Annotated in this window: 10 protein-coding genes and 1 pseudogene; 2 read left to right on the forward strand and 9 right to left on the reverse strand. The window is 59.6% G+C overall.

Going from position 1 to position 11014, the window contains the following annotated elements; translation table 11 throughout:
* Positions 1 to 2: 2 nt before the first annotated feature.
* From D8U71_RS07390 to galE, 6 genes are all read right to left on the reverse strand, one after another.
* Positions 3 to 2081, reverse strand: coding sequence for a YjbH domain-containing protein (locus D8U71_RS07390; protein WP_016775453.1), 2079 nt, complete (start codon positions 2079 to 2081; stop codon positions 3 to 5).
* Positions 2078 to 2839: a capsule biosynthesis GfcC family protein gene (locus tag D8U71_RS07395; protein ID WP_130887510.1), complete on the reverse strand. Its 762-nt coding sequence runs from the start codon at positions 2837 to 2839 to the stop codon at positions 2078 to 2080. The genes D8U71_RS07390 and D8U71_RS07395 overlap by 4 nt, the downstream gene beginning before the upstream one ends.
* Positions 2836 to 3501: a YjbF family lipoprotein gene (locus D8U71_RS07400; RefSeq protein ID WP_039760706.1), complete on the reverse strand. Its 666-nt coding sequence runs from the start codon at positions 3499 to 3501 to the stop codon at positions 2836 to 2838. The genes D8U71_RS07395 and D8U71_RS07400 overlap by 4 nt, the downstream gene beginning before the upstream one ends.
* Before the next feature lie 12 nt (positions 3502 to 3513).
* Positions 3514 to 4575, reverse strand: a complete 1062-nt coding sequence (locus D8U71_RS07405; protein ID WP_052269119.1) for a polysaccharide biosynthesis/export family protein — start codon at positions 4573 to 4575, stop codon at positions 3514 to 3516.
* Between the two features lie 145 nt (positions 4576 to 4720).
* Entirely contained in the window at positions 4721 to 4957 is a 237-nt protein-coding gene (locus tag D8U71_RS07410) for a hypothetical protein (RefSeq protein ID WP_016775457.1), read from the reverse strand.
* A 230-nt stretch (positions 4958 to 5187) separates the two neighbouring features.
* Positions 5188 to 6204, reverse strand: coding sequence for a UDP-glucose 4-epimerase GalE (gene galE, locus D8U71_RS07415; protein WP_016775458.1), 1017 nt, complete (start codon positions 6202 to 6204; stop codon positions 5188 to 5190).
* 388 nt (positions 6205 to 6592) lie between these two features.
* Between galE and galU the strand changes: the two genes are divergently transcribed.
* Both galU and D8U71_RS07425 read left to right on the forward strand, forming a co-directional pair.
* Complete coding sequence (gene galU / locus D8U71_RS07420; RefSeq protein ID WP_024013613.1) at positions 6593 to 7426, forward strand: UTP--glucose-1-phosphate uridylyltransferase GalU; 834 nt, start codon at positions 6593 to 6595, stop codon at positions 7424 to 7426.
* Between the two features lie 30 nt (positions 7427 to 7456).
* A complete protein-coding gene (locus tag D8U71_RS07425) occupies positions 7457 to 7870 on the forward strand; it encodes a mannose-1-phosphate guanylyltransferase (protein ID WP_130887511.1) in 414 nt (137 codons plus the stop codon).
* A 131-nt stretch (positions 7871 to 8001) separates the two neighbouring features.
* Here D8U71_RS07425 and D8U71_RS07430 read toward each other — a convergent pair whose 3' ends face one another.
* The 3 genes and pseudogenes from D8U71_RS07430 to D8U71_RS07440 all read right to left on the reverse strand — a co-directional run.
* Complete coding sequence (locus tag D8U71_RS07430) at positions 8002 to 9132, reverse strand: GDSL-type esterase/lipase family protein (RefSeq protein WP_130887512.1); 1131 nt, start codon at positions 9130 to 9132, stop codon at positions 8002 to 8004.
* A gap of 109 nt (positions 9133 to 9241) precedes the next feature.
* On the reverse strand, positions 9242 to 10288 hold the full coding sequence (locus tag D8U71_RS07435) for an acyltransferase (RefSeq protein WP_125927272.1): 1047 nt from the start codon (positions 10286 to 10288) through the stop codon (positions 9242 to 9244).
* Between the two features lie 12 nt (positions 10289 to 10300).
* A pseudogene (locus tag D8U71_RS07440) lies at positions 10301 to 11014 on the reverse strand (hypothetical protein); the annotation flags it as partial.

Genomic DNA, 11014 nt, shown 5'->3' on the forward strand with positions numbered 1-11014 from the left:
GCTTACTCGGTAATCTTCTCGAAGTTGCGATAGAACATGTCCCCTTCCCGGCTATCCGTCATCGAGTGCAGTTGATAGCTGCGGCTCAGTCTGGCGCCGCCATCTCGGGTCAGTGGTGCCCAGACCAGGTTGGCGCGGCGCATGGTCGACATGCTCATCATTTCGTCGAACGGGATCGACAGGTACAGCCCCTTGTCGAAACTACCTTCGCCATATTCGGCGCTGCTGGCCGTGGTGATGGTTGCCCAGGCACCGACGCGCACGCCGTTGAAGAACTCACGGGAGATATCCACGGTGGTGCCCCAGTCTCCGGCCAGATAGCGACCGACACTGACCGCCGCCAGCGTGTCGAACGGCAGATCGGTATAGCCAGTGATATGCCCGGTCACGACCGAGTAATCGCGCAAGGCAAAGCCCTGATCGAAATCACGCTGGCGCACCCAGTTCAGATCCGCGCCCAGCGACCAGCGTTCGCCGGTCGGGCGGAACAACACTTCCGCGCCGACGCCGGCAAACATCGATTCCAGGTAGCCGCCGTACACCATGCCGTAGAGATCCTTGTCCAACTGCTCGGCATGGCTGAGCTGGAACAACGGCATGGTCGTGTTTGACGTCGTCAGGTACTGGCGCAGATCCGTGCGCACGCGGGGCAATCCGCTCGGCGCGTCGTAGACAAATTTGTCGAAGTTGTTGACCAGGTTGGCGCTGAGCAAACCGCTCCACCAGGTGTTGCGGTTGAAGCGATATTCCGCGTCCGCATCAGCACTGAATTGATAGAGCAAACCATCCGGGCCGCCGACGTTCTGCTTGAAGCCCAGACCCACGCCATAGCTGAAATGCTGCGGCGCTTCGGTGTAGAGGGTCTTCTCGTTGTGCGGCATCGCCGGGTTGATTTCGGTGGTGCGGTGCAGCGCCTCCAACGGTTCTTCGTTGTTGATCACTTCGCGGAAGGTCTGGCGCGGCAGGCTGGTTTCTTCCAGCGGCAAGTCGTAGCGCTTGTTGACCACGGTAAACCAGTCGATGTCGTCGTTGACGCTGTTGTCGAGAATCCGGCTCGCGCGGCCAACGGCTTTGGACGAATGGAAATAACGCTGCTGCTCGCCATAGACGATCAGTTCGGAATCGCGCTGGCTGATGCGCTCGACCTTGTACCCGGCATTCTGCTGCAAACGCCGCGACACATCGGCCCAGTTGACCTGCTCCATCGAGGTCGTCGGCGCCTTCGCCGGCAGCGGTTCGGGGGTCGGGTCGTAGGTCTTGGCCGGCGCCTTGCGGCTGACGAAATTGGTGTGAAAGGTCACGCCGAACATCGCCGTGTTGCCCCGCTCCCACGCGGCGCTCAGGTCGATCGAATCCGTCACCTTGAACACCGCGCCAAGGTTGATCGGCGAGTCCTGTTTGATCTCGTTGTCCTTCGGCTCGTTCTTGTAGTCGTTGCCTTCGAATTCCAGCTTCAGGCTCAGCCGATCCCACGGCGTCTGGTAGCTCACGCCACCGAACAGAGAAGGCTTGCCACGAAAGTACGAGCCGGAGTTGACGTCACCGGTGCCTTCCAGCGCCGGGCGCGTATCGAAGCGATTGCTGACGTAGCCCAGCGGGTTGTCGAAGTCGCCGCGATTACCGATGTAGCCCCAGGCAATGCCGGCGCTGAAGTCGAAATTGTCGAAGCGCTTGTTGGCGACGAAGAATTCGCTGGAGAACAAACCGGTACCACCGATATCTCGAAAGCCCAGCGCCACTTCCGGCGCCCAGTGGCTTTCCTGCCACAGGCGCACTTTGGCGTCGACCGCCTTGTCCTTGTAGCTTTGACTGCCGCTGAGGGCCTCCGAGCCGTACGGCCGGTTGGTGATCGCGGTGTAGCGGAACGAACCTTCGAGCCAGTCCAGCGGTTGCAACGACACGCTGTAGCGGCTGTAGGGATCGGTGCGGTTGGCGTTGACGCTTAGCTCGCCGGCCGGGGCCATGCGCGCCGTCGGCGTCTGCAACAGACCGGCGCCACCGAAGTCATTCTGGGTGATGCGCGGCTCGGCGTGAGCCAGACCGCAGGGCAATAACAACACAGCTGCAAAACGTAACTTCAACGAACCACCTCGGCCAGCTGCGTGGCAATGAATTCGGCCAACTGCTGATTCAATTCAGGAAGAGGCGGATCTAGATCATCATTTTTTATCGGCACCAGAATCCTGCTGCCGGCCACCGGAAACTGCCCGGACTCGCGATTCCAGTGCGCGATGCCGACGCGCCGCGACACGCCGTTGGGCTGGATCAACCACAGGTAATCGGCCTCGGCATCGTCGAGAATCGAGCAGCCTTCGAGATATTCGCGGGCCTCCTGCAATGGCTGGTACGGCAAGTGACATGGCTCGGTGACCGCGCCCAACACTTGCACTTCATCAACCCGTTTCGGGTAGATCAGCCGATCGCCGTCATCCAGGCGAATGTTGCGCGCGAAGCCGACTTCCACCGCCACCGGATCAAGGTCAGCGATCTGCCGTCCGGTCACCGGCATCTGTCGAACCTCTTCGGCAATGCGCTGTGCCAGTGCCGCGCGGCTTGGCCGATCAAACAGCGTCGCCATGCGTTGCAGGACCTCGAGATCGAACAACACGCCGACCTTGAGCCGCGTCTGCTCCTCGACCAGCGACTGGCGCAACAAGCCGCCCGCCAGCCAATAGCCTTCGGCATTGGGCACGGCTTCGCTGATCACATCGAACAGGCGTCCACCCGGCGGCAACGCGATCGGACCGGGATTGGCGACGTCGCCGGACACAGTGACGGCGGCCTGACTCGCCTCCGCGATCAGGAAAAGACCCGCCGCGATTAGGCTTAAGCGCTTCACGGCAGATGCCTGCGGTCAGGAGTCAATTGCACCAGCTTCACGCGCAGTTGCGAGGTCAGTTGTTGCTCGCTTTGCAGGATGAAACCGTCGCGCGGGTCGACCCAGTAACGGTTGGTCGCACTGAGGCCGATGGCTGGCGCGTCGATCTGTTCATCGACGCGCAGCACCGAGTAAGCCTTGTCGAGAATCTCCAGGGTCTCGGTGGAACGGCGCGAAAAGCGGCTGTTGACGATCACGCCGACTTCCTGGCCCTTGTACAGATCAATCCAGCGCCGTGTGGTGAAACCGTCGGCGACGTGATGCAGGCCTTGCTTGAACGGCGAGTCATCGGCCAGCCGCGTGCCATCCAGATCACCTTGCAGGCCGAGGCCGATACTGCGCACGGCGAGACCATCGCGCAGCAGCAACACCTGCTTGCCGGAGGCGACCCAGAATTGCAGGTCTTCGCGCTCGCGCACCAGCGCCAGTACACCTGAGCCGGATGGCGTGGTCAGTTTCAGTTGCGGGTAGTTGACCCCGGCGACTTCGGCCGCTGTCACATCAACCTCGTCGGGGCCGACGACGGCGGCTTTGAGGTTGTTCAGCGATGCGCTCATCAGCGGGTTACAGCCGCACAGCAACGAGGCCGCCATCAGGCAGACGCCCACTTTCAATAGGTTCACAGTCGGGCGGCCTTATTTGCTGTTGTTGCTGTATTCGCTCCAGTTCTTCGCTGCCGAAGCCCCGGTGCCGACAATCGACGCCGACGGCACCAACTGGCTGATGAAACGGTTCCAGCGCGTAACGTTGGCCGGGCCGACGTAGACGACATCCTGCGGCCGCACCTGAAAGTGCGAGGCCAGCGCCATGGCGGTCGGCGATTCGGCTTCGAGCTGATAGATCTTGGCCGGCTCGACGTCGAGATTTTCCACGCCGCGAATCACGTACACCGCGTTGCCGTTGGAACTGGTCTGACTCAGGCCACCGACCGAACCGAGCACGTCGGACAGGTTCATGGTCGCGGTCTTGAAGCTCAGCGCGCGCGGCTGGTTGACTTCGCCCATGACGTAGATGCGCTTATTGTCGTTGTACGGCAGATACAGCTGATCGCCGCCCTTGAGGTAGACGTTCTGCAGTTCGGAATCCTGCTGATTGAGCGTGTCGAGATTGAGTGGATAGACCCGCCCGTTGCGCGTCAGCAGCAGGCCCGACAAGTCGGCGTTATTAGTGTCGATGCCAGCGGAACCGAGGGCTTCGACCACACTCAGCGGATTGGTCGAAATCGCTTGCGGGCCGGCCTTCGTCACGGCGCCGGTGACCACGACTTTCTGGCTGGCGAAGCGCAGCACCGCGACGTCGACCTGCGGCTCGGCGATGAATGCCGACAAGCGCTGTTCGATGTCCGCGCGCAGTTGCTGGATAGTCCGGCCGGCCGCCTGGACTTCCTTGATGAACGGGTAATACAGCGTGCCATCGGAGCGCACCAGACGGCCGTTGGCATCGATCTGTTGTTGCGCGCCGGAGGGGGCGGTCAGCTCCGGATGATCCCAGACGGTGATGTACAGCACGTCATTGTTGCCGATGCGATATTCCGCCGGCGTCACCAGCAGCTCCGCCGGCAGCGACTCACGCTTCTGCGTGGCGCGGTTCATGGCGATCAGCTTCGGGGTGATCGGAATCAGCTCGACCCGACTGCTTTCGCTGGCACCCTGGCGGGTGATATCGCTGGTGCTCAGGTACTGGCCGGGGGAAAACATGCAACCTTGCAAAGCGAGACTTGCCAACATTAAAAGATAAACACTACGAGTCATAATGGCACTACGCTATTCAAGGGCGAATCCAAAAAACAAAGTCACCCGACTTGCGTCGGGCGACTCTGTACTGCACTAACAAATGTTCCTGTTAGTTATGCGTGCCGGTTGTACCGGTGGTACCCGTCGTACCGGTGGTACCGCCGTTGGCACTGCCACCGCTGTTGGACGCCGCTACAGCACTGGCAACCATTGCAGTACTGGCCGCGGGCGCTTGCGAAGCCGCCACACTGCCACCTACATTGGTTACCGCTGTCAACGGCGCTTCAGCGGCGGCAGCCCAGTTGCTCAACATCGTCAACAGGGCAACTGCCATCACTTTTTTCATAACAACTCCTTTCTAACATTCGAACTGTTAAAAAACAGATCTGTGTCAGAGCTGGTAGCTTTCAAGTCCGCAAAGAGCGCGAACAAGATCCGTTGTTCTTTCACAGTCCTGTGCAACTGCTAAAGTCGAACGGCAGGTTTATATCTACGGATTTGCAAATGGCATTGCCAGTGTAATTTCCCGACGTTATCTAACAACCTGACTGAAACTAACATCGGACTAAATGGCCATCATCGCGAATAACCATTGGGATGATTCGATTGCCAGCGCCAAGTGTCGGCGACCATGTCCTGCAAGTTGCGCGTGGCTTTCCAGCCGAGCTCTTTCGCCGCTTTCGAAGCATCGGCAAAACTCTCGGCGATATCACCGGCGCGGCGCGGCATCATCCGGTACGGCACCGGCCGCCCGCAGGCCTGTTCGAAGGCATGCAGCACTTGCAGCACGCTGTAGCCATCGCCGGTGCCGAGGTTCCAGGTGTGGATGCCGGTGCGCTCGCTGATCGACTGCAACGCTTTCAAATGCCCATCCGCCAAATCGACGACATGAATGTAATCGCGCACGCCGGTGCCATCGGCGGTCGGGTAATCGTTACCGAAAATCGACAGCTCACGCAGGCTGCCGACCGCAACCTGGCTGATATACGGCACCAGATTGTTCGGAATGCCGTTGGGGTCTTCGCCCATGTGCCCGCTGGCGTGGGCGCCGATCGGGTTGAAATAGCGCAGCAGCGCGATGCTCCAGCGCGGCTCGGCGAGGCTCAGGTCGCGCAGCACATTCTCGACGATCAGCTTGGACTGACCGTAGGGATTGGTCGGATTGCCCGTAGGAAAATCCTCGCGAATCGGCATCTCTTCAGGCTCGCCGTACACCGTCGCCGAGGAACTGAACACCAGGCGGAACACCCCCGCCGCTGCCATCGCCTGACACAGAGTGATGCTGCCGCCGACGTTGGTTTCGTAGTATTCGAGCGGCTTGCGCACACTCTCGCCCACGGCTTTGAGCCCGGCGAAATGCAGCACGGCGTCAATCTGATGCTCGCGGAAAATCCGGTCGAGCAGCGGCCGATCGCAGACATCGCCGCGAATCATCCATGCACTTTTGCCGCAAATGGCTTCAACGGCGTGAAGTGCTGCGTCGCTGCTGTTACAAAGATTATCCAGAACGACAACTTCATAACCTGCTTCAAGCAATGCAAGTGTGGTATGCGAGCCGATATAGCCGGCACCACCCGTTACCAGAATCTTCATAGCGCGGTCCGTCATTGAATAAATACCCGGTAGCGTGTCAAGCCATGCCTGGTGGATATGCGGAGCAATTCACACAAACAGGGCGACAACAACCTCAAACAAATTTAGTTCAACCACTTGGCAATAATTATTTTTGCCGGTCAAACTGTTTGACGGGTACTTATTAGCACTCCCTGGACACTTATCACTATCGACGGATACCGACTAAAAATAACTAATAACCAAGTAGTCGACATCTCATAACATTAGCGCTTTTTAACAGCGCAACTAATTGCCAGCAACAACCTGACTCGGGTATTAAAGTAAGCCTTCAATAATCATTGAAACTTGCCGCCACTTTGTGGTGCGCAACCGTCGCCTGTGTTCCATGACTGTCCAGGATACTTTTATGATTCGTAAATGTTTGTTCCCCGCTGCCGGCTACGGCACGCGTTTCTTGCCGGCGACCAAAGCCATGCCGAAAGAGATGCTGCCGATCGTCAACAAGCCGTTGATCGAATACGCCGTTGAAGAAGCACGGGACGCCGGCCTGCAACACATGGCCATCGTCACCGGCCGGGGCAAGCGCGCGCTGGAAGACCACTTCGACATCAGCTACGAACTCGAGCACCAGATCCGTGGCACCGAGAAAGAGAAATTCCTCGCCGGCACCCGCGAGCTGATCGACACCTGCACCTTCTCCTACACTCGTCAGGTGGAAATGAAAGGCCTGGGCCATGCCATTCTCAGCGGTCGCCCATTGATCGGCGACGAACCGTTTGCCGTGGTACTGGCCGACGACCTGTGCCTGAACCTCGAAGGCGACGGTGTGCTGTCGCAGATGATTCAGCTGTACAAGAAGTTCCGCTGCTCGATCGTCGCCATTCAGGAAGTCCCGGCCGACCAGACCCACAAGTACGGCGTGATTGCCGGTGAGCTGATTTCCGAGGGCATCTACCGGGTCAACAACATGGTGGAAAAACCGGCGCCGCAGGACGCGCCGTCAAACCTGGCGATCATCGGGCGCTACATCCTCACCCCGGACATCTTCGACCTGATTGCCGACACCGAACCAGGCAAGGGCGGCGAAATCCAGATCACCGACGCACTGATGAAACAGGCGCAGAACGGCTGCGTGCTGGCCTACAAATTCAAAGGCCTGCGCTTCGATTGCGGCGATGCCGAGGGTTACTTGCAGGCGACCAATTTCTGCTACGACAACGTGTACCTCAAGGGCCGCTGAGACGCCCCCCATCACCAGAGGCAGGCAACCATGAACATTGCACAACATTCGACAGAGATTGAACGTGAGGTGGGCAACCTCGGGGTGATGAGCTGGTTGTCGCGCCATCAACCGCTGCCCAGCGCCAACGAAACCTGGCTGGGAACGATTCTGCTGGTGGAACGGATCGGTGTGTTTCCTGCGTCCGGCGATATTCGCCGGCCGCTGCGCGATCCTTATCCGCTGCTCGCGCACCTGAAGGCGTTGTATGGCGAACAGGCGCTGGAAATGGATGACCGTGATGGCCTGAAAGTGATCTTCAGCGACTGGCGTTTTCGCGTGCGCATCTGCTGCAACGATCCGGCGATCATCATTAACGTCGAGACCCGCTGTGATGCGCGGTTGATGCCGCAGAAGCTCGCGGAATTACTCGAACAAGTCGACAACTTCGCTCCTGCACGATGATCGTTCCCACGCTCTGCGTGGGAATGCCGCCCGGGACGCTCCGCGTCCCAGCGCGGCGTGACGCAGAGCGTCACAGGATGCATTCCCACGCGGAGCGTGGGAACGATCACCGTCGCTCTGCGTGGGAACGATCATTGTCCGCCGCCGTCGCAACGGTCGTTGGCGCCCATGATCCAGCCATAAAAATAATCGGCAATCACCTTCCCGCCCGTGGCCGGCAACGGATGAATCTTGTCCGGGCCGATCATCGCGCTGGCGTAGCGTTTAACGTCGGGGCCGAACGCGCATTGCAGGTTGGCGAAGCCCAAATGCTGCTCCCGCGCCCACGGTTCGAGCACCTGCGCATAGGCCGACATCGGATAAGCGCTGGAGCGCGTGGTGTCCTGACGCATGATCAGGTTGATGCTCGCCGCCGGCTGAATCTCGCGCAGCATGCTCACCAGGCCCTGAACGTTTTGCAGGTACTGCGCAGGTTTGACGCCGAAGCCCTGATCGTTGCCGCCGAGCATGATCAGGTAAACATCGGCCGGGATCTTCGACACCACGGCTTTCCACTGCGCCTGCCACTGTGGATCGGCGTGATAGAAATCCGCGGATGCCGCGCCGGAGGCCGCCAGTTTCGACACCCGAATGCCCTTCTCATCATTCGTCATCCAAAGGCCGAACAACGTGGGCGCGCCCTTCACCACTTCCAGTCTGAATGACCAGTCTGCGGCTGATGGAACGCCCGCTAGCGCGACTTCCTGAACGCCCGAGCCTGCGAGTTTCAACGGTTGCCAGGCTTGCGCGGGCGACCAGCGATAGCGCAGCTCGTCGGCTTCGCCGTTGCCCAGATACAACAGTTTCGCCTGAGTGACCGTGGTATCGATGCGCGGCGAAGGACTGGCATCGACTTGCAACCAGGCGCCCGGCTTGCCGCTGATCGTGCGACTGTCCGGGCTGGCCTGGCCCAGCTCGGAAACCTTCCAGCCGCCGCCGAAGTATTTGTCGCTGCTGCGGGTGTATTTGAAGTGCGTGCCGCCCAGCGCCGCGCCGTGGTTGAAACCGACGTAACCGGGGCCGGCGAAACCCGCTTCGGCGGCCACTCGCTGCACCAGTTTGTTCAGATAGAAATCCTGCCCGGCGGTGTAGCTGTCGCCGATCACCGAAACCGCCAGCACCTTGCCGGCCTTGCCCTCGCGCCACTGCGCAAAGCGCTGGCGGGCATCGTCTATCGTGATGGCCGAGGTGGCGACTGGTTGAGGGGCGTCTACTGGCATCATTGAATATTTCCTTTGTCCGGGATGGCCCCTTCGCGAGCAGGCTCGCTCCCACAAAAGACCTTGTGCAATTCACACAACCTCTGTGGGAGCGAGCCTGCTCGCGAAGCTTTCAGCTGTTCTGCGTCTGCACCACCGGAGCGACAATCACCGGTGCTTTCCTCTTCGCCGCACGTTCGCCAAGGAACAACACCGAGGTGAAATTGAACCGGCTGAACACCATCGCCAACAGCACCGGCCCGAGCAATCCACAACTCAGACCACCAAACACCAGCAAGCTCTCATCCTTCACGCCGAGGCGCCCAAGGACAAACCGCGAGGTCGCGGCAAACAGCACATGAAAAAGGAAAATCGCATAGGAATACCCGCCGAGCCAGGTCAGCGCTTTCGAGCGCATGTCACTCGACAGCAATGCGATACAAGACACGCACCCCACCGTCAAACCAATCAGGCTGCGGCGATCGACAATCAGCTCACGATCAATCGCCGCGACATACAACAGCGTCAGCGAGATCAGCACAAACAGCAGCGGCCCGATCACTTTGAAACGCTGTTTCAAAACATCGACATTTTCCTGACCGATCATCCCTGCAACAAAAAACGGCAGCAGGTAAATCGCACCGTTGATACCGAACGCATCCAGCGGCAACGGCGGCAGCAGGAACAACACTGCCGCAAACGCAAACAAGCCATACAGCCGCGTTGCTGAATGCAACAGGCCGCGCCACTCCAGCAAGCCGACGAAGATAAAAATGCTGAAAACCGCCTGCAGGAACCAGAAGTGGTTGATCGGCACCCAGAACGACAACAACGCGTCGATCACGCCGACGTCCTTGTTCACCCCCGGCCCCACCGCTTGCAGCACCGAGAACGGCACGCCGACGCAGAACAGCGGCACGATCAGCCGCCGCACCTTGCCGGCGAAGAACGCGGAAAAGTCATTGCCGCGAATCTTGTAGATCGAATAGATGTAGCCGGAGATGAACGTGAACAGCGGCATGCGCACGTACACCATCGAGTCGGCGATGACCCGGAACGGCGAGCCGATGTCGATCTTCAAGCCGCCGCCCAGCGGGCCGATGACGTGATAGAGCACCAGCAGCAGGCACGCCAGGCCGCGCAGGGTTTCGATCTCCAGGGATTTTTTCTTGCTCGACATAGAGCACCTGCCTTAAGTGAGAATTCTTGATTCGACCTGCACCGGTTTGTTCGCGCGCAGCATCAAGCCCAGGCCGACGAACAACACCGGCACCACCATCGAGAAGTGGCGGGCGAAGGAGCCGAAGTCCGGCTCGAACAAGCCTTGCACCAACAGAAACGCCAGCGGAATCGCGATCAGTTCCTTGGGTTTGGTCTGGATCGGCGCGCCCTTGTAGTCGGTCGAAGTGATGACTTTGAACAGCAGCAGCGCGGTCATGATCATCAGCGCAACGAAGATCACCTGCCCCGGCCCGGACAGCAGAATCAGCTCAACCGGGAACGACAGGCGGAAGAAAATGATCATCGAATCCAGTGCCTGGGAGACGAAGTCGCTGCCGCTGAGCCACGAGACGATCAGCGACTTCGAGCCCTCCTCGCCCGCCGTGCGCAGCTCGTTGTTGCTCGCCCGGATCGATGACACCGGAAAGCCCAGCGCCAGCTGAATGGCCATGGCCACCGCCAGATAAAACAGGAACAGCATCAGAAAGAAGGTGAAGCGCGAGACGTACTTTTTCATCACGCAGACGCCGACCCACGACAGCGAAAACAGAATCCAGTACGGCCGGATCAACACGCCGTAAATCACCGCCGAAAGAAAAAAACCGCCGCGATATTTGCGCGTCAATGCGCTGAGCAGAATGCTCAACACCGCCACCGACACGATGATTTCCTTGGTCAGGTTCTC

Origin of the sequence: Pseudomonas sp. Sample_21, assembly GCF_004307525.1 — a bacterium.
Taxonomy (GTDB): Bacteria; Pseudomonadota; Gammaproteobacteria; order Pseudomonadales; family Pseudomonadaceae; genus Aquipseudomonas; species Aquipseudomonas atacamensis.